At 71.7% G+C, this 26481-nt stretch carries 23 protein-coding genes; 17 read left to right on the top strand and 6 right to left on the bottom strand.

Annotated elements, in window-relative coordinates; all coding sequences use genetic code 11:
* Positions 1–51 precede the first annotated feature (51 nt).
* Positions 52–540: a GntR family transcriptional regulator gene (locus ACFYP4_RS12930; protein ID WP_388785191.1), complete on the bottom strand. Its 489-nt coding sequence runs from the start codon at positions 538–540 to the stop codon at positions 52–54.
* A gap of 163 nt (positions 541–703) precedes the next feature.
* Here ACFYP4_RS12930 and ACFYP4_RS12935 point away from each other — a divergent pair, with 163 nt between their 5' ends.
* From ACFYP4_RS12935 to ACFYP4_RS12965, 7 genes are all read left to right on the top strand, one after another.
* Positions 704–1054, top strand: coding sequence for a hypothetical protein (locus ACFYP4_RS12935; RefSeq protein WP_388785193.1), 351 nt, complete (start codon positions 704–706; stop codon positions 1052–1054).
* The gene (locus tag ACFYP4_RS12940; RefSeq protein WP_388785195.1) at positions 1051–1263 is read left to right on the top strand and encodes a hypothetical protein; all 213 of its coding nucleotides are present in this window, start codon (positions 1051–1053) and stop codon (positions 1261–1263) included. The genes ACFYP4_RS12935 and ACFYP4_RS12940 overlap by 4 nt, the downstream gene beginning before the upstream one ends.
* Entirely contained in the window at positions 1260–2666 is a 1407-nt protein-coding gene (locus tag ACFYP4_RS12945; protein ID WP_388785197.1) for a cell division protein FtsK, read from the top strand. Before ACFYP4_RS12940 ends, ACFYP4_RS12945 begins: the two co-directional genes overlap by 4 nt.
* A gap of 56 nt (positions 2667–2722) precedes the next feature.
* Positions 2723–3421 carry a DUF2637 domain-containing protein gene (locus ACFYP4_RS12950; RefSeq protein WP_388785199.1) on the top strand — a complete coding sequence of 233 codons (699 nt, stop codon included), beginning with the start codon at positions 2723–2725 and terminating at the stop codon, positions 3419–3421.
* A 157-nt stretch (positions 3422–3578) separates the two neighbouring features.
* A complete protein-coding gene (locus ACFYP4_RS12955) occupies positions 3579–5042 on the top strand; it encodes a replication initiator (RefSeq protein WP_388785201.1) in 1464 nt (487 codons plus the stop codon).
* Positions 5039–5245 carry a helix-turn-helix transcriptional regulator gene (locus ACFYP4_RS12960; RefSeq protein ID WP_388785203.1) on the top strand — a complete coding sequence of 69 codons (207 nt, stop codon included), beginning with the start codon at positions 5039–5041 and terminating at the stop codon, positions 5243–5245. Before ACFYP4_RS12955 ends, ACFYP4_RS12960 begins: the two co-directional genes overlap by 4 nt.
* Positions 5239–6633, top strand: coding sequence for a tyrosine-type recombinase/integrase (locus tag ACFYP4_RS12965; protein ID WP_388785205.1), 1395 nt, complete (start codon positions 5239–5241; stop codon positions 6631–6633). Before ACFYP4_RS12960 ends, ACFYP4_RS12965 begins: the two co-directional genes overlap by 7 nt.
* A gap of 135 nt (positions 6634–6768) precedes the next feature.
* Here ACFYP4_RS12965 and ACFYP4_RS12970 read toward each other — a convergent pair whose 3' ends face one another.
* Both ACFYP4_RS12970 and ACFYP4_RS12975 read right to left on the bottom strand, forming a co-directional pair.
* On the bottom strand, positions 6769–7455 hold the full coding sequence (locus ACFYP4_RS12970; RefSeq protein WP_388785207.1) for a hypothetical protein: 687 nt from the start codon (positions 7453–7455) through the stop codon (positions 6769–6771).
* Between the two features lie 571 nt (positions 7456–8026).
* Complete coding sequence (locus ACFYP4_RS12975) at positions 8027–9667, bottom strand: trypsin-like peptidase domain-containing protein (protein WP_388785209.1); 1641 nt, start codon at positions 9665–9667, stop codon at positions 8027–8029.
* Positions 9668–9924: 257 nt separating this feature from the next.
* Here ACFYP4_RS12975 and ACFYP4_RS12980 point away from each other — a divergent pair, with 257 nt between their 5' ends.
* The 3 genes from ACFYP4_RS12980 (at position 9925) to ACFYP4_RS12990 (ending at position 12632) form a co-directional block, all read left to right on the top strand.
* Complete coding sequence (locus ACFYP4_RS12980) at positions 9925–10734, top strand: glycerophosphodiester phosphodiesterase (protein WP_358852315.1); 810 nt, start codon at positions 9925–9927, stop codon at positions 10732–10734.
* A gap of 96 nt (positions 10735–10830) precedes the next feature.
* Positions 10831–11460: an ATP-binding protein gene (locus tag ACFYP4_RS12985; RefSeq protein ID WP_358852314.1), complete on the top strand. Its 630-nt coding sequence runs from the start codon at positions 10831–10833 to the stop codon at positions 11458–11460.
* Between the two features lie 182 nt (positions 11461–11642).
* Positions 11643–12632 carry a DUF5926 family protein gene (locus ACFYP4_RS12990; RefSeq protein WP_358852313.1) on the top strand — a complete coding sequence of 330 codons (990 nt, stop codon included), beginning with the start codon at positions 11643–11645 and terminating at the stop codon, positions 12630–12632.
* A 252-nt stretch (positions 12633–12884) separates the two neighbouring features.
* On the opposite strand, the gene ACFYP4_RS12995 is transcribed toward ACFYP4_RS12990, so the two are convergent.
* Positions 12885–13466, bottom strand: a complete 582-nt coding sequence (locus ACFYP4_RS12995) for a hypothetical protein (RefSeq protein ID WP_388785212.1) — start codon at positions 13464–13466, stop codon at positions 12885–12887.
* A gap of 55 nt (positions 13467–13521) precedes the next feature.
* Positions 13522–14187 (bottom strand): bifunctional DNA primase/polymerase, encoded by a 666-nt coding sequence (locus tag ACFYP4_RS13000; protein ID WP_358852311.1) that lies wholly within the window; start codon positions 14185–14187, stop codon positions 13522–13524.
* Positions 14188–14657: 470 nt separating this feature from the next.
* Here ACFYP4_RS13000 and ACFYP4_RS13005 point away from each other — a divergent pair, with 470 nt between their 5' ends.
* The 4 genes from ACFYP4_RS13005 to ACFYP4_RS13020 all read left to right on the top strand — a co-directional run bounded on the left by ACFYP4_RS13005 (position 14658) and on the right by ACFYP4_RS13020 (position 20685).
* The gene (locus ACFYP4_RS13005; RefSeq protein ID WP_388785214.1) at positions 14658–16169 is read left to right on the top strand and encodes a PP2C family protein-serine/threonine phosphatase; all 1512 of its coding nucleotides are present in this window, start codon (positions 14658–14660) and stop codon (positions 16167–16169) included.
* Between the two features lie 137 nt (positions 16170–16306).
* Complete coding sequence (locus ACFYP4_RS13010) at positions 16307–17794, top strand: aminopeptidase P family protein (protein ID WP_388785216.1); 1488 nt, start codon at positions 16307–16309, stop codon at positions 17792–17794.
* A 99-nt stretch (positions 17795–17893) separates the two neighbouring features.
* Positions 17894–19285: a PLP-dependent aminotransferase family protein gene (locus tag ACFYP4_RS13015; protein WP_388785218.1), complete on the top strand. Its 1392-nt coding sequence runs from the start codon at positions 17894–17896 to the stop codon at positions 19283–19285.
* 176 nt (positions 19286–19461) lie between these two features.
* Complete coding sequence (locus ACFYP4_RS13020; RefSeq protein WP_358852330.1) at positions 19462–20685, top strand: MFS transporter; 1224 nt, start codon at positions 19462–19464, stop codon at positions 20683–20685.
* Between the two features lie 123 nt (positions 20686–20808).
* Here the strand turns inward: ACFYP4_RS13020 and ACFYP4_RS13025 are convergent, their stop codons facing one another.
* The gene (locus ACFYP4_RS13025; protein WP_358852308.1) at positions 20809–21651 is read right to left on the bottom strand and encodes a triphosphoribosyl-dephospho-CoA synthase; all 843 of its coding nucleotides are present in this window, start codon (positions 21649–21651) and stop codon (positions 20809–20811) included.
* Positions 21652–22311: 660 nt separating this feature from the next.
* Here ACFYP4_RS13025 and ACFYP4_RS13030 point away from each other — a divergent pair.
* From ACFYP4_RS13030 to ACFYP4_RS13040, 3 genes are all read left to right on the top strand, one after another.
* Positions 22312–22524, top strand: coding sequence for an FXSXX-COOH protein (locus tag ACFYP4_RS13030; protein WP_358852307.1), 213 nt, complete (start codon positions 22312–22314; stop codon positions 22522–22524).
* Between the two features lie 68 nt (positions 22525–22592).
* Entirely contained in the window at positions 22593–24980 is a 2388-nt protein-coding gene (locus ACFYP4_RS13035) for an FxsB family cyclophane-forming radical SAM/SPASM peptide maturase (protein WP_358852306.1), read from the top strand.
* A gap of 208 nt (positions 24981–25188) precedes the next feature.
* Positions 25189–26457: a TIR-like protein FxsC gene (locus ACFYP4_RS13040; protein WP_388785221.1), complete on the top strand. Its 1269-nt coding sequence runs from the start codon at positions 25189–25191 to the stop codon at positions 26455–26457.
* The last annotated feature ends 24 nt before the right edge of the window (positions 26458–26481 follow it).

Genomic DNA, 26481 nt, shown 5'->3' on the forward strand with positions numbered 1-26481 from the left:
GTCTCAGTGGAGAGACGAGAGAGTTGCGCGAGGAAGTGGCCCAGCTCAGGGCTACGACTTCGAGTGCTGGGCTGCCTTCAGCTCCTCGACCTCGCGACGCAGCTCCTGATGATCGGCGCTGAGCACACGGATTTCGTCACGTAGTGCGGTGAGTACTTCGGCAAGGGTGGGGCCGACGGCTTCGACAGTTTCGGAGTCGTCGGGCTCCTCTCCCTGCCCTGCCTGGCCGGGGCTCTCGTCCTTGTTCGCCAAGTACCAGGCTGGAGCGGTGTAGTTCGCTGAGAGCTCCCCGCCGGCGTTGTGGTCCGCGACGAAGCTGCCCCGCCCATGGATCGTGTAGATCAAGCCCTCATCGCGCAGCACGTTGAGCGCGGACCTGGCGGTCATGTTGGCCACGCCGAAGCGTTCCTGTAGCTCGCGAATGGACGGCATCTGCTCGCCCGGCTTGATCCGCCCCTGCAAGATGTCGCGCCGAAGCTCGTCGGCAGCGTGCTGATACGGCGGCCGACGGTCCTGCTTGCTCTCTGGCGCGGGGCTCATGGCCCAAGAGTAGCGATTCCTAGCACACCCCACTGACATAGGTGGCCTATGTCAGCTGATACCTAGCTCACCCGATTCACTTGACACTGCTAGGTCAGCTATGTTCAATGGTGATCACGCCCCGCCGCCCCTGGTGGAGCGCACCCGAAAGGAACCAACTCCCATGGCACGCATCCGCGTTGGCCTGCTCCCCTCCTCCTCGTTCATGGTCGGCACCCTGCCGGTGCCGAAGTACGCGGACCAGGAGAAGACGCAGTTCGCCACCGACCGGGAGACCGGCGCCAAGCTCTACACGATCACCCTCTTCTTCATGGAGGAGGACCGTGCCGAAGCTCTGAAGATCACCGTTCCGGAGACCGGTCTGCCCAACGGCCTCCGCCCGGGCGTGCCGGTCATGCCGGTGGAGCTGTTCGCCACCCCGTGGGCGCGGATCTTCAACGGCTCGCTCTCAGACGGCATCGCCTACCGCGCGGGTCGGCTGGACCTGGTGGCCCCGGCCACTGAGGCGGCGTGAGCAACACCGATCTCCGGTCCGGCGCTGAGCGCAGCTACCCGCTGCCTCACGCCGGGCCGGACGCCCGGTTCACCGAATCGCTCGTGACCTCGGTGGCGGGCGTGCTCGTGGGCTACGGCTACCCCCGCCTGGACTCCTCCGCGGATCGGGCGGCCCTCGCATCGGCCCTCGGGGCCTTCCTCTACAACCTGTTGGAGAACCGCACATGAAGGATCCGAACGCCCCCACGGAAGGCATCCTCGGTCACGTCCCGCTTGTCGTCGTCCTGGCACTCGCCGTACTCGTCGGATGGGCGGCCTGGTGGGTAGTCCGCTACGTTCGCGCCGATGCCATGACCCGCCAGTCCATACGGCAGGCCGTACGCGTGCGGCGGGGCTGGAAGCGGCTCGCACCGATGCTCAAGCTGTCGGCAACGGACAAGACACCGACCGCGCTGGCGTCCCTGGCGAACACGAACGGCAAGCCCATCAAACCGCGCATCCTCATCCCCACCCTGAAGGTGAAGCCCGACGCGTACGGGGTGATCGTGCGGGCGCAGTGCCTGCCTGGCGTCGGGCTCCAGCAGTTCCAAAAAGCGGGCCCGCATCTCGCGGACGCCTGGCGGTGCACACGGGTGGCCGTCACCCAGGACACGCCTGGGCAGGTCCTCATCCGGGGTGTGCGACTGGACCCGCTGAAGTTCCCCACTGAGCACCACCCCACAGGCGAGCCACCAGAGGAGACAGCACGGTGGGATCTGGGCCTGGACGAGTACGCACAGCCCGTTTCCGTGAACCTCACGCAGGTGCCCGGCGTGACCGTGGCTGGCCTTCCCGGCTTCGGCAAGACCAGCCTGATCAACCGGCTTCTCTCCGACTGGGCACCCTCCCCCGCAGTGCAGTTCGCCTGTGCGGACGGCAAGGTGTCGGCTGCGTACGAAGGTGACTACGCGGACTGGGTACAGCGCATGTTCGCCTTCGTGGGGGATGACCTGGAAGAGGCCAACAAGCTGTTCCGGCACCTGGTGGAACTCCGCCGCGCCCGATCGGCTTCGGTGCGCCGGATGCTCGGGGCGAAGTCCATGTGGGATGTCGGCCCGTCCGAGCACTGGCCCCTGGTCGTGCTGATCGTCGACGAAGCCCACACCTACTTCCGCGACCACAAGGGCAGCGATCAGCAGACGAAGAAGCTGGCCGCGCTCGCCGCCGAGAACGCCCGGCTCGTCGAAGACCTGGTGAAGAAGGGCCGGTCCGTGGGACTGCTCGTCATCCTCACCACTCAGAAGTCCACCGGCGACGCCATCCCCACCTTCATCCGCGACGTGTGCCCCGTGGGCCTGAGCTTCGCCCAGAAGACCGCCGAAGCCTCCGTGGCCGCGCTCGGCGAGGAGATCCGGGACTGGCCGGACGCCAACCCGATCAACCTCCAGGACCCCACTTACGTCGGCGTCGCGTCGATGAACCACCAGTCGCAACCCGGCTTCACCCGCATCCGCACGCCCTACGTGCCCGACACGGAAGCGGCTCACGTCGCCGAACAGACGGCGCACCTCACCGCCGACCCCTCCGTCCTCCTGGAAGCCTTCCTCGGCCTTCGCCTGGCGGACGTGCACCTCACCAAGCTCGACGCCTGAGCGACCGCCCTACCGCCCTCGCCCGCTCGCATCCCCCAGAGAGGAGGTGAACACTCATGACAGAAGACCGAATCACTCAGCGCACCATCACGGCCGTCATGATCGTCATTGCCGCGCTGGCGTTCGTCTTCTCCTTCGGCAACGTCTGGTCCCTTGCCCTGCGCCTCGGCGTCCCCGGCCCGATCGCACCGCTCATCGCCCCGATGGTGGATCTATCCGTGGTCGGCCTCCTGGTCGCGCTCCGCTACCTCTCCCTGCGCGGCCTGCCCGCAGACCAGATGACGTCTGCCACCCGCCTCATGCACTTCTCCGGACTGCTGACCCTCGCCCTCAACGTCGCAGAACCGATCGTCGCCGGACACTACGGCCGTGCCGCCGTCGACGCGGTGGCCCCGCTGCTCCTCCTCGGCTGGGGCTCCGTCGGCCCGCAGCTCCTGCGCGCCTTCCACACCGTTTCGCGCCCCGCCGTACCGACTCCCGTACTGGACGAGATCGACCCGCAGCCCGAGACGGCAACTGAGGCCTCCCGCCCCGCGGTGCCCCACACCCTGCCGGCCCCAGCCCCGATCGCTCCGCAGATCGCCCCTGCTCCCGCTGCGCCTGCGGTCAAGGTCCCTGAGCCGCTGTTGACCGAAGCACGCTCCATCGCGACGTCTCACCGTACCGAGCACGGCGAGCCGATCACGGCGGCCCAGCTCAAGAAGCGACTCGGGATCGGCCTGCCCATGGCCACCGCGCTGCACGCCGCTCTGTAGGGCCACCCCTTCCGCCGGCCTCTCCGGCACTTTCCACCACTACCCGCCCCTGGGCCCGATCCGTCATGCCTGCGGGCAGCAGTCCGACCGCCTTCGCCAGCACTCGGCTGCTGCCCGCAGGTCTCACCCTCGCGCCAGAAGGGACACCCCGCCACCCATGCGCCGCCCCCTCGACCTGCGCCACGTCATCAGCCCCGGCCTGCGGGATCTGGTCGAACTGGCCAACACCGACGACTTCGACCGCGTGACGGAACAGGTTCGCGACCTTCGCGGCTGCACCAGACCCGTCAACCTGCACGGCTGGACGGTCACCACCGACCAAACCACAAAGCAAGTGGTCCGCTCCTACCGCTCCGAGGACGAACCATCTGGCCGACTCCTCACCACTTGCGGCAACCGCCGCGCCTCCCGCTGCCCCGCCTGCTCCCGCTTCTACGCGGCCGACACCTATCACCTGATCAAAGCCGGACTGTCCGGCGGCAAGAACGTCGCCGAAGCCGTCCGCGACCACCCACGCGCCTTCGTCACCCTCACCGCCCCGTCTTTCGGCCCCGTCCACAACCGCCCCACGACCAACGCGGGCAAGTCCCGCCCCTGCACATGCGGCGAGAACCACCCCCAGGACGCTCCCGAACTCGGCACTCCACTCCGCCCGGCAAGCTACGACTACGCCGGAGCCGTGCTGTGGAACGCTCACGCCGGGGCCCTGTGGGCACGCTTCACCACCTACCTGCGCCGCGCCCTCGCCGAGCACCTCGGCATGACACAGAAGGCACTCAACGCGGCCCTCCGCGTCTCCTTCGCCAAGGTCGCCGAATACCAGCAACGCGGCCTCGTCCACTTCCACGCGGTCGTCCGCTTCGACGGTCCCGACGGCCACACCACCTCGCCCCCTGCCTGGGCCACCTTCGACGCCCTCAGCGTCGCCGTCGGCCTGGCAGTCGAGCGGGCCCGACTCACGATCGAGTCGGACGCGGTCGGCGAACGCGTCATCCGCTGGGGCGACCGCTTCAAGGTGGATCAGATCTCCGCCCTCGGGGACGGCGAACTCACGGACGCCAAGGTCGCCGGATATGTGGCCAAGTACGCCACCAAGAACGCTGAGGGCGCGGGCACCGTGGACCGCACCCTCGTATGCCGCCCCTGCGCCGGGCGCGGCCATGTACGCGGACCTGACGGCTTCCGCGACCTCTGCGCCGACTGCGACGGCACCGGGCAAGCCGAATCCCTCGCCAGTCTCCCCGTTCAGCAGCACGCCCGGCAGATGATCCGCACCGCTTGGGCCCTCGGCCACCTCCCGGAGTTCGCCGACCTCAAGCTCTGGAAGTGGTCGCACATGCTCGGCTTCCGCGGCCACTTCTCCAGCAAGTCGCGCGCGTACTCGACCACCCTCGGCGCACTCCGCGACGTGCGCCGCGCCTGGCGCACCGCCCAGGCCGAAGCCGCCCGCATCCGCGCCGGCCTCCCCGTCGACGACGAGAACACCACCCTCGTCACTGCCTCCTCGTGGACCTACCTCAGCAGCGGCTACCGCCCCGGTGAAGAGCTCCTCGCCGCCCAGGTCCGCCACGACAGAGCCCATGCCGAACGCCTCAAGTCCGAAGGAGCACCCTGGCTGTGACTACTCCGACCAACGCCGACAAGCGGACGCTGACGCTGGTCGAAGCCCTCGCGGAGATCAGGGTTTCCCGCGCTGCCTTCTATCGCATGCGCGCTCGCGGCCAGGCACCACGACACCTGAAGCTCCCCAACGGCCAGATCCGCATCCGCCGGGCCGACCTCGACGCCTGGTTCGACGGCTGCGAGGTGCAGGAAGCGTGCTGACCTACGACGTTCAGGTCTGGGGCATTCGCAAGCGGTCCAACCGTGCGGCGGCCTATCAGCTTCGGTGGCGCGTTGGTCCGCGCCCCTTCTCAAAGAGCTACAAGATCAAGGCCCAAGCCGACGGCCGTCGCGTGGAGTTGCTGACCGCCCTGCGAAATCGCGAGCAGTTCGACACGGAAACCGGCCTGCCCGCCTCAGAGGTCCAGGCGCTCAACTCCTCCACCTGGTACGACCACACCCGTGCGTACGCCGCAATGAAGTGGCCTGGCGCCTCGGCCAAGCACCGGGCGAGCATCGCTGACACGCTCGCCACCATCACACCGAAGCTGGTCAAAAACCACCGTGGGGCCCCGGCCACGAAGGTGCTCCGGATCGCGCTCTACTCGTGGGTCTACCGGTTTGTCCTGGGCGATGACGGGACGCTGAGGCCGCGTCTCGACGTCGAAGAACCGCCTGCCGAGGTCATGGCTGCGCTGGACTGGCTCACCCGGAAGTCCGTGGACATCACCGACCTCAACACACCCTCCGTGGTGCGTACGGCGCTCGACGCGCTGAAGCTGAAGCAGGACGGAACGGCCGCTGCCGAGAACACCGTGAACCGCAAGCGGACGGTCTTCAGCAACTGCCTCCGGTACGCGGTAGAGCGGGAGTTGCTGACGACGCTGCCCCTCGACAAGGTCGACTGGACTCCGCCCGAGACGGACGACGAGATCGACTTCCGGTTCGTCCCCGGCCCCAAGCTGGCAAAAGCACTGATCAACGCTGTCGGCGAGCAGGGCGAACGCGGACGGCACCTGATGGCGTTTTTCGGCTGCCTCTACTACGCAGCCAACCGCCCTGGCGAGGCGGCTGGCCTCCGCGAGGACGACTTCAACCTTCCCGCAGAGGGCTGGGGTGAAGTCCTGCTCTCCACGAGCATGCCCCGAGTCGGCTCAGGATGGACCGACACGGGCGAGTCGTTCGATACGCGCGGCTTGAAGAAACGCGCCCGCAAGGCAACCCGGCCGGTGCCGATTCCGCCGGTTCTCGTGCGTCTGGTCCGCGAGCACATCAAGGAGTTCGGCACCACCGAGGACGGCCGGCTCTTTCGGGCGGCCCAGGGTGGCCACCTCCTTTCCAAGGAGTACGGGGAGGCGTGGAAGGCCGCCCGGCTCGCAGTGCTGACGCAGTCCGAGTCTGCCTCGCCGCTAGCTGACGTGCCGTACTCCATGCGCCACGCGGGGGTCTCGCTCTGGCTTGAGTCCGGCGTCTCCCCAGCGGAGGTCGCGCGCCGGGCAGGCCACAGCATCGCAGTCCTGTTCCGCTTTTACGCCAGGGCGATTCACCGCAACCAACAGCGCTCGAACGAGCAAATCGAACGGGCCCTGGAGGCTGCCGACGGCGAATAGGCAAGGCCCTCCGTACAACCGCAGGCGCCATCCTCACCCCCACACCGGGGAGAGGATGGCGCCTTGCTTGGTCGCGCCCGGCCCTCACCGCAAACGAATCGCGCCTGTGCTCGTCACCAATCGATCCGACACGGCCTAGCCCTGGGCAACCCGCCGCCATCCGGCCGCGAAAGCCCACTTGCTGTCCGGGTGGTAAGAACGCGGACCGCGCACCTTGGCCTTGTACTTCGGCTCCTCGGTCACCTTCCAGTCACCGTCCCCCCACTTGACGATCAAGTAGGTTGTCTCACCCTTCAGCGACTTGTTGTCGGCACCCTCTTCGCCACTGGGGACGAGGCGGTCGTAGAACATCCAAACGGCTATGACATCGCCGCTGTCGTCAAGGCTGCGGGAGAGAAGCGCCTTCACGACAGCTTTCCCATCCCTCGGCGCTGCGATCAGAAGTGGCTCTCCGACCGTTCCGCTGACACCTCTGTCAATCGTTTCGGGGGAGTCCTCGGAAGTGACCGCGGTCCACTGTTCACGGGCGATCACCTCATCCCTCAGGTCGAAGTCCTGCCAGTAGGAGACCGCAGCGGATTCCGCGCCGAGCGAAGAGTGCTCGAACCCGGTCCCGATGCCCCTGGCGCTCGACTTCGGCTGGAACAATGAGACAGGGCGGGAGGTGGCTGGCGTGTACTCCTGCCCCTGGCCCGGTGTTTCAGAGCTCTTGTCACCATCCGAACTCGAGGACGGCTTCGCGTTCGTCTGGGGTTGGGTGTTCCCGTCGATGATCGGCGTGAAGGCGAGAATGCCACCAACAGCGAGTGCGGCCCCGGCCACAACCCCGATCGCCAGGAGCCGTAACCGGTGCTTGCGTGCTGCGCTGTCGTTGGAGTCTGGATCAGGCCGCATGGTGGGACCGCGGTCAGGGGCCGCTTGGTGGCGCATCGTCTCTCCGCATCTTAAATCGCCGAGGGCTGCAAGGCACACCAACCCTAGGCAGGGTCTGCCACATGTCGCGTGCACATCATGGGGCGGCCGGACAACAAGGCGCACTCAAAGTTCAGATGACCAGATGAGCCCTGATCAGTCGGCAGCTCGCTGTCTCTCACGGCGCACCATTTGGTCCACGCCTGGTCCACACGCACTGGTCCACACCGCGACAATGCCGGATCAAGGTGAGACAGCCGCACGCAGAAGGGGTGCCCCTCATCGAGAGGCACCCCTTCTGACCAGCACGTCTATGACCTGCGAAGTTGGCGAGATCCGGGCCCACGGGAACGCTGTCACGCTCTCGCGTTTTTCAAGACCGTTCCCTTAGGCCGCTCGGGCAACCCACCCCGCGCGGGCGGCGATCACCGGCCGCGCGGGGACAAGACTAGCCGGTCGGGCGGTGCCCCCGCGGCTCGGATCAGCTGTCGCCGCGGCGTTCGCCGAGGGTGACGTCCGCCGTGCGGGTCTTGCCGTCGCGGGTGTACGTGAGCTTGACGGTGTCGCCCGGCTTGTGGGTCCAGATCTCGCCGATGAGGGTGGGACCGCTGTCGATCACCAGGTCGTCGAGCTTGGTGATGACGTCGCCGGGCTTGAGGCCCGCCTTGTCCGCGGGACCGCCCGCCTCGACCGCCTCGGAGTTGCTCGCGCCCTTCTCGGAGATCTTCGCGCCGCCCGTGCCCTCCTCCAGGGTGACCGACGCGCCGATCTTCGCGTACACCGGCTTGCCGGTCCTGATCAGCTGCTGGGCGACGAACTTGGCCTGGTTGACCGGGATCGCGAAGCCGAGGCCGATCGAGCCGGACTGGCTCGTGCCGCCGAGGCCGCCGCCGCCCGTGGACTGGATCGCCGAGTTGATGCCGATGACCGCGCCCTTGGCGTCCAGGAGCGGGCCGCCGGAGTTGCCGGGGTTGATGGAGGCGTCGGTCTGCAGGGCGCTCATGTAGGAGGCCTTGCTGCCGGAGCTGCCGTCGCTGGAGGCCACCGGGCGGTTCTTGGCGCTGATGATGCCCGTGGTCACCGTGTTCGACAGGCCGAAGGGCGCGCCGATCGCGATCGTCGAGTCGCCGACGGCCACCTTGTCGGAGTTGCCGAGGGCGAGCGGCTTCAGGTCCGAGGGCGCGTTCTTCAGCTTGATGACCGCGACGTCGTACCCCTGCGCGTGCCCGACCACCTCGGCGTTGTACTTCTTGCCGTTCGGGAAGGTGGCGCTGAGCTTGCCGCCGTCGACGGCCTCGGCCACCACGTGGTTGTTGGTCAGGATGTGGCCCTGCTTGTCGAAGACGAAGCCGGTGCCCGTGCCGCCCTCGCCGCTGCTGCTCTCGGCCTCGATGGTGACCGTGCTCGGCAGCGCCGCGTTGGCCACGCCCGCGACCGTGCCGGCGTCCCGCTTGAAGTCGCCGCCGCCGTCGGCCGCGGACACGGTCGTCGAGTCGGTGGCGCCGTCGTCGTCCTTGGCCAGGGTGTAGCCGAGCCCGCCGCCGACGCCGCCGGCGACCAGCGCGGCGACCAGGATCGCGGCGACCAGGCCGCCCCGTCCGGACTTCGGCCCGGGTGCGGGCTGCTGATAGGAGGAACCCCAGCCGCCCGGTCCCGAGCCACCGCCGTCGGCGTACGACGGTGTGGCGGGCGGGGGCGGCCAGCCGGCCTCGGCGGCGGACGGGGTACCGGGCGCGCCCTGCCCCGGCCCGTGCTGCCCGGCGCCCCCCTGCCCGTGTTCACCGAAGCCCGGGGCCTGCCCATGGGCACCTTGCCCGTGCTCACCGAAACCCTGCGCCTGGCCGGGTGCACCGAAGCCCTGGGTCTGCCCGTCGTGCCCGGACGCGGCGAACGCACCCGCGCCCGGCCCGGCAGCCGCGGGCTCGTACGGCGCGTTCGACGCGGCGTGCGCCGGGTGACGCACCGGCGCACCGGGGTCACCGTGGGGCACGGGCGGCAGCGGTGCGGTCGGCGCGCCTCCCCCGGGCGCGGCGCCCTGCGCGGAAGCAGCGGGAGTGTCCACCGGCACGGGAGGCGCAGACGGGGCCGGGGGTACCGCAGTGCCCTCGTTCTCGGTGCTCACAGCTCTTCTCCTCGGTCCACGGCTGTTGTTCTCGGTCGCACTCGGTCACGCTCGCTCACAGGTGCCGGCGAACCGGCGCGATTCAGCTGTGCATGTGCTTTTGTATGCCGTCAGCTTTTCTCACCGGCCGTCAGAGCACCATAAGCGGTGGCTGTGGGTCCGAGACCATCCTTTATATCGGACCCTTAAGACAAAACGAATGTATTCCTGACGTCTCCGTCTGCACGCCTACCCTCTCGCGGTGGCACCATGACGCGGTGACCCACGCACGACAGCACCCGATCCAGGTCGTCGCCCACCGGGGCGCCTCCGAAGAGGCGCCGGAGCACACGCTGGCCGCCTACAAGAAGGCTATCGAGGACGGCGCCGACGCCCTCGAGTGCGATGTACGGCTGACCGCGGACGGCCACCTCGTCTGCGTCCACGACCGCCGCGTCAACCGCACGTCCAACGGACGCGGAGCGGTCTCCGCGCTGGAGCTGGCCGATCTCGCCGCCCTGGACTTCGGCTCCTGGAAGAACGGCGACGAGGCCCCGGACTGGGAGCACGGCCCCGGAGACCCGGAGGCCACCTCCGTCCTCACCCTGGAGCGGCTGCTCGAACTCGTCGCCGACGCGGGCCGCCCGGTGGAACTGGCCATCGAGACGAAACATCCCACCCGCTGGGCCGGTCAGGTCGAGGAGCGGCTGCTGCTCCTGCTGAAGCGTTTCGGCCTGGACGCCCCGGAGTCCCCCGCCGAATCGCCCGTACGCGTCATGAGTTTCTCCGCGCGCTCGCTCCAGCGCGTCCGGGCCGCGTCCCCGAATGTGCCGACGGTCTATCTGCTGCAGTTCGTCTCGCCCCGGCTGCGCGACGGCCGGCTGCCCGCCGGTGTCCGGATCGCGGGCCCCTCCCTGCGGATCGTGCGCGGCAACCCCGGGTACGTCGAGCGCCTGAAGAAGGCCGGGCACCAGGTGCACGTGTGGACCGTGAACACGCCGGAGGACGTCGATCTCTGCGCCGACCTGGGCGTGGACGCCATCATCACCAACCGGCCGCGAGCGGTCCTGGACCGGCTGGGTCGCTGACGCGGCGGCCGGGACCCCGAGAACACGCCATCGAGAACCAGCCACACCGTCACAGGGAGTGCACCGGCGCGTTCGTTCCGTATTCGATCGTTACGAGTGCGTCAGCGGACGTGTGTTGGCCGGTTTCCGGTCCAGTCCAAAAGGGCATCCACACCGTGGCGTGGGGCAAAGGAGGTCTCGGGGGTGGCGTTGGTGGTGGCACAGGAAGTGCCCGCGTCGTCGAGCATGGCCGTTCCCCATGGTCCTGCGGGCGTGGGGGAGGCGAGACACCGGATGCGGGACCAGCTGCGGTCCGGTGGCGTCGCGGATTCGGTCATCGACGACGCCGTTCTGATCCTTTCCGAACTGCTGAGCAACGCGTGCCGGCACGGCAGACCGCTGGGTGACGCGCTGGCGGGCGACGGCGACGTGCGCGCCGCCTGGCGTGTCGACTCGGCGGGGCGGCTCACGGTCGAGGTGACGGACGGCGGCGGTCCGACCCGCCCGGTCCCGGCCACACCCTCGGTCACCGCACGCGGCGGCCGCGGGCTGAACATCATCACGGCGCTCGCCAAGGACTGGGGCGTACGGGACGACGTACGGGGAGAGGTCACGGTGTGGGTCGTCGTCCAGGACGACGTCATCGGAGCACACCGGCGCGACGACTTCGCTACGCGCGTGGCGTCACCGGCCGTGTCCTGCGTCCCGGAGCTGGACTTCGCGGACGCGTTCGACGAACGGGACTGAGCACTGGGGAGCCCGCGGTCCGGGTCGCCGGTCACAAGGGCGCGGGGGAGAGCCGGGACGCGGGCGGACCCGGGCGACGGATCCGCGACGGCGGGTGCGTTGTCCACAGGGTCCCGTCCCCCGTCGCAGGAACGGCTAGGCTCGCGCCCGTACCAGACGAGCCGTAACCGGGAGCACCCACAATGGCCAAGAAGCGACCCCAGACGAAGGCCAGGCAGCCGCAGCTGAAGGACGGGGCCCGCGCCGCAGGCGCTGGGGGCGACGTCCCGGTGGTCGGCGCGCGCGAGCCCTGCCCCTGCGGCAGCGGCCGGCGCTACAAGGCCTGTCACGGCCGGGCGGCCGCGCACGCGGCGACCGAGCTGGTGCAGCGCCCCTTCGAGGGGCTGCCCGGCGAGGGCGACTGGGTCGCGCTGCGCGAGCTGGTGCCCGCGGCGACCGTCGAGCTGACGCTCAAGGACGGCCTGCCCGAGGGCGTCCCGTCGGTCACGCTCGCCACCGTCCTGCCGATGGCCTGGCCCGCGCTGCGCCGCGACGACGGCTCGGTCCTCCTCGGCCTGCAGAACGACACGGCGTCCGGAGACATCAGCCGCGACCTCGCCGACACCCTGCGGCGGGCGCTGACGGCGAAGCCCGGCACGCCGGTCGAGGGCCGCCGCGCCCCCGCCGACGGTCCGCGGCTGCAGGACGTGCTGGACCCCGAAGGCGCCTTCGAGCCAGTTGTGCACGCGGGCTTCGAGTTCTGGGTCCCGGACGCGGAGAACGCGACGCCGGAGGTGACCGCCTCCCTGGAGCGGGCCAACGCGGCCGCCATCCCGACCGTCAAGCTCTCCGGGGTCGATGCGGCGTACTGGTGCGAGACGCCGGACAAGAACCACCTGCGCTGGGTCATGCCGTATCCGGAGGAGCAGCTTCTGGACGCGCTGGCGCGACTGCACGCGGCGGGCGGTTCCAGCCTCGGCGAGGGCACGCGCCTGGTGGGCTCCTTCCGTGCGCACGGCCTGACCGTGCCGGTCTGGGACCTGCCGAGCGGGGTCACGGCCGACGACATCGAGAAGCCCGCGGCCGAGTTCGCCGAGCGGCTCGCGCCGGCCCTGGCGGCGGACGCGCCGCTGACCGCGGACGAGCGCCGGGCGCGCGGCGGCCTCACGAACCGACAGGTCACGCTCAGCTGACGCACAGCCGGGGACTGACCGACCGGTCAGCTGGTCAGGACCGCCGGGAGGGGTGACTCCTGTCACAACTCCCGGTCGCGGCAGGGAAATCGGTGTCTGAATAGCCGAGTTCGAATTTGCGAACCGCCGATCTCTTGTTACCGTTCCCGTAGCCCGGTTGCTGGTGCATCCCCCGTCGCCAGCAACCGGGTCTTTTCATGAGCGCGTACGGATCCGCCTCTCGGCACCGCACCGGCCTCGACGCCAACAGCCTTACGGCTGCGTCGAGTTGCTCCCGGAGCGCAGGAGCAGCGGTCCGCGCCCGGCACTCCTCGCGAACTCCGCGACCGCCGTGTACGCCGCCGTCTCGCCCGCGGTCAGCCCCCTGGGTGTCTCGCACACTCCCGGCTCGTCCCCCCCGTCCACCGCGCAGTGCATCCGCACGGTGCGGCCAGCGGGCGCGAGGAGCGTCAGCGCGGCGTTCAGCTCGTCGCCGGTCGCATTGCGGTAGTAGGCGCGCGCCCAGGTCTCCCGCCCCTGCGTCAGGACACAGGTCTGCGCCTCGACGCCGTCGGGGGAGGAGAGCTCCGGTCCGCAGCGGGCCGCGGTGGCGAGGCCCACACCGAGCCGCAGGGGCGAACGCGTGGGCTCGGGGGCCGCCGCCCGGCCGTCGTCGGAACCGGGCGCCGCCCGGCCGTCGCCGGGGCCGGGGACGCCCGCGGGACCGCCGTCACCGGCGGGTCCCGCGGACGCCACGGCGAGCGGAAGGACGATCACGGCCGCGACGGCGCCGAGGAGCACGAAGAGGCGGACTCTTCGGGGGTCCGCGGGCCGTCCGCCGGAGTGACGCAGCATACGAGGGAACATAACGGCCGGGAGAGGGCGCCCGGTCCGCCGCGCGCCCGAACCCCTACAACTCGGGTGCGCTCACACCCGTACGAGTGAGTGCCTCCACCACCGCGTCCACGACGGCCTCCACACCGGGCACCCAGGGCGCGGCCGAACCCGGCAGCGGAGCCCGCTCCCAGCGGACCTCGCCCTGACCGGTCTCGGAGGGGGGCAGCGCGATGTAGCCGCCGTCCCCGTGGAAGCGGAGGGAGCCGGGGACGTGGTCCTTGGCGTACAGCAGCTCACCGAGCTGCTCCAGGGAGTACGGCGCGACGAGGATCGCCCAGCGCGAGGGGGAGGCGACGACCGGGCCGAGGCGCATGCCCGTGCGGTCGAGTGCCACGAGGGCGCGGGCCGCCGCCAGGGCGGGCAGGCTCACCGCGCAGGGAGCCGTGCCTCCGGTGGCCAGCACGATGGGCGCCGACGGCCGGTTGCCCCACCACCAGCGCACCATGCGCTCGTCGGTGGTGGCCGCGAGGAGGCCGGGGTCGAAGGGGTGGGCACCTGGCACCGTGCATTCCGGGTCGGGACATCCGCAGCCGGCCCGCCCCCGCGGGGCCGGCGCCACACCCGGGAGCACGGGCCACTGCCATCCGGCCGCGAAGGTCAGGGCCGCGCTGAGCATCTCAGGGCTCCGGTTGTTCCGCCTGGACAGGAGCCCGCGTCGCCTTCCGAGGATCTCGCGCATGAGCGCTCGTTCCTTTCCGTTGCACGCCTGGCAACACCGTGGATCACATCACACCATGTGTCGATCACTTCACTGTGCGTACCTGCTGGCGCATCACACCCCCGCACGAGGCAAGGGGAACCCCCGTGGGCCGATCACTGGCTGCATCGCGTCCATACTGCGTCTGGCAAGAGCATGGGCATGGCGTGGGGTGGCGGCGCCTGGCGTTTTGCCGTCACGCGTGTATCGAGCCGCCTCCGCCACGGAGGATGGGGCACGGTCGTCGGTGGTTAAGACGCCCGGGTCCGCTGCCAGGTTCCGGGTGGATCTCCTCCACCCCTGACCTTCACCGAGTACGTACCCATCACGACCGCTGTGACGCTCCGTCGAGCAAGGCCAGTCGACCTCAATAACCCGCTACCCGAAGCAGTTTCAAGCCAACTTCGCTTTTCCGCAAGTGTCTCACAGACACCAGGAATCCCAGCAGGACAATGCTGGACATCCCCTTACGAGTGCGTGTACATGTGGAGACACTGCCGGCGGCGCAGAATGACATGGGGGTTTGCGATGCTATCCAGCAATACGCACCGGTCGGAAAGCCGACTGCCATGACCGCCCCTCACCTCCCGAAAGTGGCCGGAATCGATTCCACGGTTCCCGCTCCCGCACAGACTGTCGCGCCCGCGCCCGCAGCCACGGACGCTCCCTCGGCCCCCTCCCCCACCGGCCCCGGAGCCGTCCTCCAGGACCGCCTCGCGGGCTGGGTCTCCGATCTCACGACACTCCACGAACTCACCGAACGGCTCTCGCGCACGGCGTCCCTGGAGGACGCACTCGAGGAACTGCTGCACGCCGGGGCCACCCTCGTCGGCGCCCGCCGAGGCCTGATCGTGCTGGAGCCGCGCGACGGGCTCGGTCCGGACACGACGGTCGGGCTGGGCCTGGCACGCGCGGACCTCGGGCACATCGAGACGGTCCCGCGCAGCTCCATGTCGTACGGCAGGATCCTGGACGGACTGCCCGGCGGCGAGGGCGAGATCGCCCAGCCGGACCTGTTCTCCGAGGACGGCCTCGACCCCCGCCACCGCGAGGTGGCCGCCCGGCTCGGCTATGCCGCGAGCTACGCGCTGCCCCTGTCCACCGGGGCCGGCGGCCGGCTGGGCGCCGCGGTGTGGCTCTACGACGAACCCGCGGAACCCGTCGAGCGGCAGCGCCACCTCATCGGCCTGTACGCCCGCCACGCGACCGAGCACCTGGCCCGGCTGGTGGAACTGGAGCGCACGCGCGCGTGCATGGCGACGATCTCCGAGGAGCTGCTCCCGACGCGGCTGCCCCGGGTCCCCGGTGTCCAGCTCGCCGCCCGCCGCCGCACCGGGCCGCGCGGCGGCGGCGACTGGTACGACGCGCTGCCGCTGCCGGACGCCGCGCTCGGGCTCGCCGTCGGGTCGGTCACCGGCTCGGGGCCCAGCGCGGTCGCCGCGATGGGCCGGCTGAGAGCCTCGCTCCGGGCGTACGCCGTGATGGAGGGCGAGGACCCCGTCGCCGTCCTGTCCGACCTCGAACTGCTGCTGCGGCTCACCGAGCCCGCCCGCTCCGCCACCGCCCTCTTCGCCTACTGCGAGCCGGCGCTGCGCAGGATCACGCTGGCCGGGGCGGGGCACAGCCCGCCGCTGGTCGTCGGCGAGCGGCGCACGGAGTTCGTGGAGACCTCCCTGTCGGCGCCGCTGGGGATGCTCGCGTGCTGGGAGGCGCCCAGCGTCGAGCTGTGCGCCCGGCCCGGCGAAACGGTGCTTCTCTACACCGACGGCCTGCTGCACCGCACCGGCGACCCCATGGACCGCGCCTTCGCCCGGCTGCACGCGGCCGCCGCCGGGGTGCCGCGGGCACTGCGCGCCGATCCGGGCGCGGTCGCCGACCACGTCCTGCGGACCGTGCTGCCCGACGGCCTCGACGAGGCCGACAGCGAGGAGGACGTCGTCCTGCTGGCCGCCCGGTTCGAGTGAGCTCCGGGAGCCCGTCCGGGAAGGCCGTCGAACACCGGTTCGCGTGACCCTCCGGTAACGGGTCCTTCGGCCCTGGGCCCCCTTCCGTACGACCGTACGATGGGGGACGGTCCAGAGTCGTAACGAGGAGGCAGACCGTGTCGGAGGCGCTCACACCGGAGACCCCGGAAGCCGTGCTTGACGATGCCGCTGACGAAGCGGGCGAAGAAGAACCGATCAAGCAGCGGAAGAACGGCCTGTACCCGGGCGTGTCCGACGAGCTCGCCGAGAACATGCAGTCCGGCTGGGCCGACACGGAGCTGCGGGATCTCGAGCCGATCGCCCAGGCCGCGCACACGGCCGCGCGCCGCGCCGCGCTGTCCGCTCGTTTCCCGGGAGAGCGCCTGGTCGTCCCCGCGGGCAACCTGAAGACCCGCTCGAACGACACGGAGTACGCCTTCCGTGCCTCGGTCGAATACGCGTACCTCACCGGCAACCTCACCGAGGACGGCGTCCTGGTGCTGGAGCCCACCACGGACGGGCACCGGGCGACGATCTACCTGCTGCCCCGCTCCGACCGTGAGAACGGTGAGTTCTGGCTGTCCGGGCAGGGTGAGCTGTGGGTCGGCCGCCGCCACTCGCTGACCGAGGCCGAACAGCTGTACGGCATCCCGGCCTCGGACGTGCGCGAGCTGGCCGGCCGGCTGCGGGAGGCCACCGGCCCCGTCCGGGTCGTGCGCGGCTACGACGCGGGCATCGAGGCCGCCCTGACGGACAAGGTCACCGCCGAGCGGGACGAGGAGCTGCGGGTCTTCCTCTCCGAGGCGCGGCTGGTCAAGGACGAGTTCGAGGCCGGCGAGCTGCAGAAGGCGGTCGACTCGACCGTGCGCGGTTTCGAGGACGTCGTGCGGGTCCTGGACAAGGCCGAGGCCACCAGCGAGCGGTACATCGAGGGCACTTTCTTCCTGCGCGCGCGGGTCGAGGGCAACGACATCGGCTACGGCTCCATCTGCGCCGCCGGTCCGCACGCGTGCACGCTGCACTGGGTGCGCAACGACGGCCCGGTGCGCTCCGGCGACCTGCTGCTGCTGGACGCGGGCGTCGAGACGCACACGCTGTACACCGCCGACGTGACGCGCACGCTGCCCGTCAACGGCCGCTACAGCGAGATCCAGAGGAAGATCTACGACGCGGTGTACGAGGCCCAGGAGGCCGGTATCGCGGCCGTCCGGCCGGGTGCCAAGTACCGCGACTTCCACGACGCCGCGCAGCGTGTGCTGACGGAGAAGCTCGTCGAGTGGGGGCTCGTCGAGGGCCCGGTGGAGCGTGTCCTGGAGCTCGGCCTGCAGCGCCGCTGGACCCTGCACGGCACCGGTCACATGCTCGGCATGGACGTGCACGACTGCGCGGCGGCGCGCACCGAGACGTACGTGGACGGCACGCTGGAGCCGGGCATGTGCCTGACCGTCGAGCCGGGCCTGTACTTCCAGGCGGACGACCTGACGGTGCCGGAGGAGTACCGCGGCATCGGCGTGCGCATCGAGGACGACCTCCTGGTCACCGAGGACGGCAACCGGAACCTGTCGGCCGCGCTGCCGCGCCGCTCGGACGAGGTCGAGGCCTGGATGGCGGCCCTGACGGGCTGAGCCGGTCCGCGTCGAGGGCCGGTACGAGGGCGGCCGGGTACCGAGGGGGTGCCCGGCCGTTCGTGTGTCCACGTGTTGTCCAGGGGGGCGGTTTTTCCGGTGGAGGATTTCTGGTCCGGCGTCGGAGTGGACCTGCATCTGGATCCCGACTCGGCGCGGGGACGCCGGGCGGGACTCGAACGGGCGCTGCGGGACGCTGTGCGCGACGGACGGCTCGTCCCCGGCACCCGGCTGCCCGCGACCCGGCGGCTCGCCGCCGAGCTGGGCATGTCCCGGGGCACGGCGAAGGCCGCCTACGACCAGCTGGTCGCCGAGGGCTACCTGCGGGCCCGGCAGGGGTCGGGCACCGAGGTGGCCGCGCGGCCCGCAGACCGCGTGCCGGCCGCCTCTGGGACCGCGGGCGCGCCGGCGCCGCGTCTCGATCTGCGGCCGGGCAGCCCGGACGTCGGCGCGTTCCCGGCGGCGGCCTGGCTGCGGGCGCTGCGGCGCGCGATCGCGACGGCGCCCTCGATGGCGTACGACTACGGGGATCCGCGTGGCCGGGCCGAACTGCGCACGGCGCTCTCCGAGTACCTCGGCCGGGCCCGGGGCGTCATCGCGCCGCCGGAGCGGATCGTGATCACCTCGGGGTACGTGCAGGGGCTCGCGCTCCTGACCCGCGTCCTGGACGGCGGCGTGGTCGCCATGGAGGACCCGGGGCTGCCGTTCCACCGGGACGTGGTGCGGCGGGCCGGCGGCCGGGTGGTGCCGCTGGCGGTCGACGAACTCGGCGTTCGCGCAACGGAGTTGGGCGACGAGGACGCCGTGGTCGTCACACCCGCCCACCAGTACCCGACCGGCGTGACCCTGCATCCCGAACGGCGGCGGGCACTCGTCGACTGGGCACGCGCGCGTGGCCGTCTGATCGTCGAGGACGACTACGACGGGGAGTTCCGCTACGACCGGCAGCCGGTCGGCGCGCTCCAGGGGATGGCGCCCGGCCACGTGGTGTATCTCGGCACGGCGTCCAAGACGCTCGGCCCCGCCCTGCGGCTGGGCTGGATGGTGCTGCCGCCGAACCTGGTCGACGCGGTGGCCGACGTCAAGCTGCACAGCGACCATCACACCGAGTCCATCGGCCAGTTGGCGCTCGCCGAGCTGGTGACCAGCCACGCGTACGACCGGCATGTGCGCGCCTGCCGGCTGCGCTACCGGCGGCGCAGGGACCGGCTCGTCTCGCTGCTCGGGGCGCGCTGGGGACTACGCGGGATCGCGGCCGGACTGCACGCCCTGGTGGAGGTCCCGGACGAGGCGGAGGTGCTGGAGCGGGCGGCGCGGGAGGGGCTCGCGGTCGGCCGCCTCGGGGACCACTGGCACACGGCGGCCGACGGCAGGCCGCAGGGTCTGGTGGTCGGGTACGGGACTCCCCGGGAGCGGGTGTACCCCGAGGCGCTGGAGGTGCTGGGGAGGGTGCTCGGGGAGGTACGGCGGGGGCGCGCGTCCACGGGGTGAACGGGGGCGGTCGCCTGGTGGATTGGGCCAGTGAAAGGACCGGGAAATGGGCCTGTCGAACGGTCCGGTCCGCCCCTAGCGTCGAGGGCATGACGAACTCCGCGGCACAGCCCGCGCACCCGGCACCCGGCCCCGCGGCGGACGGTCGCCGTGTCCCGCCCGCGGGCCCCCGGCGGATGCTGGCCGTCGCGCAGCTGAGCAACTCCGTGGGGGACGGCGCCTATTACGTGACCTCGGCCCTGTACTTCACGCAGGTCGTCGGGCTGCCGGCCGGTCGGGTGGGCCTGGGGCTCACCGTCGCGTGGGGCATCGGTTCGCTGGTCGGCGTCCCGCTGGGCCGGCTCGCCGACCGACGGGGCGCTCGGGGCACGGCGGTGCTGCTGGCCGTGGTGACCGCGGCGGCGGTGGCCTCCTTCCTCGTCGTCCGGGGATTCCTGCCCTTCCTGCTCGCGGCGTGCGTGTACACCTCCGCGCAGTCGGGGCTCGCCGCGGCCCGGCAGGCGCTGCTGACCGGGCTGGTGCCCGCCGGGGAGCGGACCGGACTGCTCGCCCACCTCCAGTCGACGCTCAACGCCGGTCTCGCGGTGGGCGCCGGGCTCGGCGGGCTCGCGCTGCACGCCGGGAGCCGGGCCGCGTATCTCGGGGTCTTCGCGCTGGACGCGGTGAGTTTCCTGCTGTGCGCGGCGCTGCTGCTGCGGCTGCCGTCCGTCGCGCCCGCCGGGGTCGGGCACGTGAGCGGACCCGGCGTTCTGCGCGACCGCCCCTACGCGGTCGTCACGCTGCTCAACACCGTCCTCCTGCTGCGGATGCCCCTGCTCAGCCTCGGCATCCCGCTGTGGATCACCGAACGGACCGAAGCGCCCGCCTGGCTGGTCTCCGCGCTGTTCGTGCTGAACACGGCCGCGGTGATGGTCTTCCAGGTGCGGATGGCCCGCGGGGTGCGGGGCGTCGCGTCCGCCACGCGCGCGATACGGCGGTCCGGGTTCGTGATGCTGGCGTCGTGCGCGGTGTTCGCCCTCTCCGCCGGGGCGGCGCCGTGGCTCGCGTCGGGGATCCTGGTGGCGGGCGCACTCCTCCAGGTGGCCGCCGAGATGCAGCAGTCCGCGGGCTCCTGGCAGCTGGCCTTCGACCTCGCCCCGGCCGGCCGCACCGGCGAGTACCAGGGCTTCTTCGGCACCGGCGTGACCGTGGCCCGCACCCTCGGCCCCCTGGTCCTGACGGCGCTGCTCGTGGGATGGGGAACACCGGGCTGGCTGCTCCTCGGCGGGGTGACGCTGGCGGCGTCGTACGGGATGGGCCCCGCGGCCCGGTGGGCGGAGGGCCGGCACGCGATGCCGCCGGCCCGCGGCGGGACGTCGCCGGTGCCGGGCGCGGAGGCGACGTGCGGGACCCGGGGGTGAGGCGCGGGACCCGGGGGTGAGGCGCGGGACACGGGGGTGAGGCGCGGGACACGGGGGTGAGGCGCGGGACACGGGGGTGAGGCGCGGGACACGGAGGCGAAGCGTGGGGCGCGGGCCGACGTGTCAGGGTGCCGCGACCGGGGGTGAAGCGACCGGCGCCGGGAGGGAGTCGGCGAACAGCGCGCCCGCGAGGAGGCCGCCGCTGCCGCGCGGGCTCCAGCCCCGGGACCGGAGGTCCGTGTCGAAGGCGGACAGGGCGGCGCGCCCGGCCGCCGTCGCCGTACCGCCGGCCTCCAGCACCCCGCGGGCGCCCGCCTGGACGTGACGGAGTCCCAGCGGTCCCGCGGTGTGGAGCACCTCGGTGTCCTGGAGGGTGGACATGACGGTGAGCAGGGCGTCGAGCCGGGCACACGGCTCGGGCGCGCCGACGGCGCGCGCGGCGGCCAGCGCCTCCAACGCCCGCCGTACGTGCGGGAATCCGGCGCGCGCCTCGCCCCGTGCACCGGCGGCGCCGTATGTCGCCGAGACGGTCGACCCGCGGGAGGGGCGGCGCGGCGCCCGCCGGTCGGGGTGCGCGGCGATCCCCTTGGCGGTGGCGGCGAGTGCGGCGCCGGCGGCGCGGGGATCCAGGGCCGCCGCGGCGACCAGGAACCCGAGGGTCCACAGGGCCCCGCGGTGCCCGCCGCCCGCCCGCGCCACCGTGTGCTCGGCGCACCGGCCGATGGCGCCCAGTTCCGTCCGGAGCCCGGGCGTGGGTCCGCCGGTGCGGCGGGCGGCCGCCGCCATGGCCGCGAGGCCGGGTTCCAGCGCCTTGGCGGACCAGCGCAGGGCGCACAGGTCCTGCCGGGTGGTCCGGGCACCGAGGTCCCGCGGATCGGGCAGGCCGGGCTTGGGGGTCAGCTCGAGCTGCCGGATCAGCGCGGCCACCGCGGCCCGCGCCAGCGTCTCGTCCTCACGGCTGCTCATCGGCGCACCCTACGAGGCCGCCGAGGCCGCGTCGGCGGCGACCGTGCCTTCGCCCACCGCGAGCGCGCGGCGCCTGCTGATCGACTTGTCCTGGTGAGTTCCCGTCATCCCAGCAAGCTAGGAGCGGCGCCCGTCAGGAACGTGGGTGGAGGCTGTGCGCAGCCTGAGGATGGCGTGGGAGGCCGAGATCGGCGCGAAAGCATCGGTCGGGCTGTCCGGCCGGGCCGTAGGCTTCTCACTTGGCCGAAGAGAGCCCTGGACAAAGCAGCCGAACCGGGTAATCTGAGGTAAAATTTTGGTCAACTTTTCTCGGGCTCGCGGTTGAGGGACTCCTGCCTTGTGCAGGGAGGCCGGCCGGGTGCCGCCCCGGTGGCTCGGCTTTGGGCCGATGAGGGACGTGGGGGCATATGACAGACGGGTGGGGCGCGAGAGGTCCGATTGCTCGGCTCTGGCGTGGCTCCAGCAGCGAACGAGCCAAGTGGGCACCGGTCTTGGCTACGCTGCTCGCGACCAGTGGCCGGTGGGGCACCTGTATGTCTGCTGCGTCGGCCGCGTCTGTGCCCCGGTCGGCGCGGGACACGACGGGCGGCGCCCTCCGACCAGTGGTTTTCTTGCTGAGCAGGCTCCGCCCTGCCTCCCGTCAGTGCGTACGCACAGAAGATGAGGTTCCCAATGAACGCCTCCCTCGACGCAGCGGCCCAAGAACCGGGGAAAGCGGCGGCCGCGATCGGTCCGGAGCGGGTGACGCTGGTGCGCCTCGCCTCGCAGCACGACCGCGCACTGTCGGCCGCAGTGTCCCGGGTCGTGTCGAACGGCGGCGCACCCCAGGGACCGGGCAGGGTCGCGGTCGCGGCCTTCCAGTCGTCCGTCTGACGTCCGGGTCCGCCTCCCTGGTCCGCATCCACGCCTGAACCACAAGACCGAGGACCGACAGCACACTCATGGGCCGGCCGCCACAACCCTTACGCCAGTTCGTCCTGAAGATGCACGCTCGCTGCGATCTCGCCTGCGACCACTGCTACGTCTTCGAGCACGCCGACCAGAGCTGGCGCGGTCGGCCCGTGGTGATCTCCGACAAGGTCCTGGAGATCACCGCCGAACGCATCGCCGAGCACGCCGCGGCCCACGGTCTCGACACCGTCCACGTCGTCCTGCACGGCGGCGAGCCGCTCCTGGCCGGCCGGGCCCGGCTGCGCAGGGCGGCCGAGGAATTACGGGCGGCTCTCCGGGGCGTGTGCGACCTGGACCTCCGCATCCACACCAACGGCGTAACGCTCGACGAGCAGTTCTGCGAACTCTTCGCGGAGTTCGGCATCAAGGTCGGCATCTCGCTCGACGGCGACCGGGCCGCCAACGACCTGCACCGCGTCTACCGCGACGGCCGCAGCAGTCACGACAAGGTCCTGCGTGCCGTCGCCCTGCTCGGCAGCCCGCGCTACCGCCACCTCTTCGCGGGCCTCCTCTGCACGATCGACGTGCGCAACGACCCGGCCGCCGTCTACGACGCCCTGGCCGCGCTCGACCCGCCCCGCGTCGACTTCCTCCTGCCGCACGCCACCTGGGACGAACCCCCGCTGCGTCCCTCCGGCGACCCGACCGCCACGCCGTACGCGGACTGGCTGCTGAGGGTGTACGACCGCTGGGACGCGAACGGCCGCCCGATGGACGTACGGATCTTCGACTCGGTGCTGCGTACGCTGCGCGGCGGGAGCAGCCTGACCGAGTCGCTCGGGCTGGGGCCCGCGGACCTGGCCGTGATCGAGACCGACGGCACGTTCGAGCAGGCGGACTCGTTGAAGACGGCCTACGACGGGGCGCCCGTCACCGGGATGGACGTGATGGCCAACTCGCTCGACGAGGTCGCCGCGCACCCCGGAATCGCGGCGCGCCAGCAAGGGCTCGACGGGCTGTGCGGGACCTGCCGCGCATGTCCGGTCGTGGAGTCCTGCGGCGGCGGCCTCTACGCCCACCGGTACCGCACCGGCAGCGGATTCATGAACCCCTCCGTCTACTGCGGCGACCTGCTGCGCCTCATCACCGGCATCCAGGACCGCGACATGACCGACCGGCAGTCGCTCGGCGAGGCGCAGCTGGCGGAACTGGCCGCCGGCTTCGGCGGCACCGCGACCGTCGGTCTCCTGGCCCGGCACCAACTGGGGCTCAACCGCGAGCTGCTGGCGGCGGTGTGGCGCGAGAACCGGCTCGGTGACCGGGACGACGGCGCGGCCTGGGAGGCGCTGGCGGCCCTGGACACCGGGGCACCGGAAGCGGTGGACGCGGTGCTGGCCCACCCGTACGTGCGCCCGTGGGCCGTCCGCTCCCTGCGGGGCGGACACGACGCGGCCGACACGGCGATGCGGGGCGTGGCCGAGATCGCCGCGGCCGCCGCCGTACGGGCGGGGAGTCCCGTCACCGTCACCGTCCCGGCCCCGCGGGGAGTGCTGCGGCTGCCGACGCTGGGCACCCTGGCCGTCGGCGATGCCCTCGAGGTACGGGTGACCGCCGGCCCCGGTGGATTCACCGTCCGGGCCGCGGACGGACGCACGCACAAGGTGGACCACAGCGGGCCCCCGGCTCCCGGCTGGCGGGCGCGGCGCGAGTTCGCCCTGGACGGCTGGACGGTCGCCCTGGAGGACACCGACCCCTGGCGGGACTGCCACGGACACGCGGCGCATCCCCGGCTCGGCGACGCCGAGGCGCAGGCGTGGCACGCCGATCTCGCCGCCGCCTGGGCCTGGATCCGCCGGGAACTTCCCGCGTACGCGCCGGGAGTCGCCGCCGGACTGCGGGTGATCACCCCCCTGCTGCCCTCCCCGGAGGGCGCGGACATCAGCTCGGCGGCCCGGGACGCCTTCGGCGCCGTCGCCATCGCGAGGCCCGCCGAACCGGAACTGCTGGCCCAGCTGATCGTGCACGAGTTCCAGCACGTGAAGCTCGGCGCCGTGCTGGACCTGACGGATCTTCACGACCCGTCCTGCGAGCGGCTGTTCTACGCGCCGTGGCGGCCGGATCCCCGCCCGCTGGAGGGCCTGCTGCAGGGGACGTACGCGCACATCGCCGTGATCGACTTCTGGCGGGCCCGGTGGCGGGGCACCACGGGGGAGCGGGCGGGCGAGGCCGAGGCGCGGTTCTCCCGCTGGCGGGACCAGACGGCCGAGGCGGTCGAGACCCTCGGCTCGTCCGGCGCGCTCACCCCGCTCGGGGAGCGGTTCGTCGCGGGCATGCGGGAGACCGTGCGGGCGCGGCTGGCCGACGAGATCCGGGACGACGCCCTGGAGTCGGCCCGCCGGGCGGCGGCGGCGCACCGGGCCCGGTGGCGGGCGGGCTGACGCACAACCGCCCGGGCCGGGCCGGGCGAGCGCGAACCGGCCGGCCCGGCCGCCGACTTGACGGAAACTCGACGCATGCCCGCGTGTGGCGCCCGCCCGGCCGGGGAAACGCCGGACTCCGGCGGGAGACGGCCTTGTTCGTCCTGTTCCGCGCGGGACACCGCGCTTCCTACACTGGGGGCCGGCCGCAGCACACCGGGGGGCATACGTGCGAGGGGACGCGGGTAGCGCCAGAGGCGGGAATCCGTACTTCTTCCTGAGCTATGCCCACACGCCGAAGCACGATGCCGGCGACGCCGACCCCAACGCCTGGGTGAAGAAGCTGTACGACGGACTGTGCGCGCACATCATGCAGATGACCTCACTGCCGCCGGGCGCCAAGGCCGGCTTCCTGGACCAGGGCATGACGGTGGGCACGAAGTGGACGGACGAGCTGGCGCAGAACCTGGCCCGCTGCCAGGTGTTCGTGCCGCTGTACTCGCGCCGCTACTTCCTCAGTGAGCAGTGCGGCCGGGAGTGGTGGGCGTTCTCCCAGCGGGAGGTGAACCAGCGGGCCCGGCACCGGGACACCCCGGAGAACGCGATCATCCCCGCGTTATGGGTGCCGGTGGAACCGGCCCAACTGCCGCAGGCGGCACGGGATCTGCAGTTCAACCACGCGGCCTTCGGCGAGGACTACGCGGACGAGGGCTTCTACGGCCTGACCAAACTCAACTACCTGAAGGACGAGTACGAACGGGCCGTCTACCAACTCGCCAAGCACATCGTGAAGGTGGCCGAGGCGACCGAACTGGCCGAAGGGCTCGTCTACAAGGACTACGAGTCGCTGCCCAGCGCGTTCGGCTCCGCCGGCCACCCCCCGACCTTCGACATATCCGTGCTCGCGTGCTCCCGGTCGGACCTGCCGCCCGGCCGCGCACCGGACTGCTACGGAGAGACCCCCGGGGACTGGAATCCGTACCACCCGGTGTCGACCCGGCCGCTCAGCGAGCACGCCGCCGACCTCGTCCGCACCATGGACTACCGGGTGCACGTGGGGGACTTCGAGAACGAGGCGGACCGGCTGCTCGGCTCGTGGCCGCCCGACTCGCCCGGACTGCTGCTGCTCGACCGGTGGGCGCTGGACTCCCCCCGCCGCAAGGCGCTGATGGAGCGGCTGTGCCGCGAACGGCGCCCCTGGATCAGCGTGATGATCCCGCAGCACAAGGACGACCCGATCCCCTCCGAGTGGGAGGCGAGGTTGCACCAGCTCACCAACGAGGCGCTCGCCTCACGCCTGGACGAGGGCGCGGGGCACCGGTCACTGAACGGCGGCATCCGCACCCTGGACGCCTTCGGGACCGAGCTCCAGATGGCCGTCAGGCAGGCCGTCTCCTTCTTCGAGGCACACGCCCGCACCTATCCGCCGCAGGGGCAGTCGGCCCCGCCCCCGCGGCTGACCGGGCCGGAGGACCTCGGCCGTGGCGCCCCGCCCTGAGTCCCCCGGCACGGCCGGGACCGA

The sequence above is a fragment of the Streptomyces sp. NPDC005551 genome, from assembly GCF_042871785.1.
Lineage (GTDB): Bacteria > Actinomycetota > Actinomycetes > Streptomycetales > Streptomycetaceae > Streptomyces.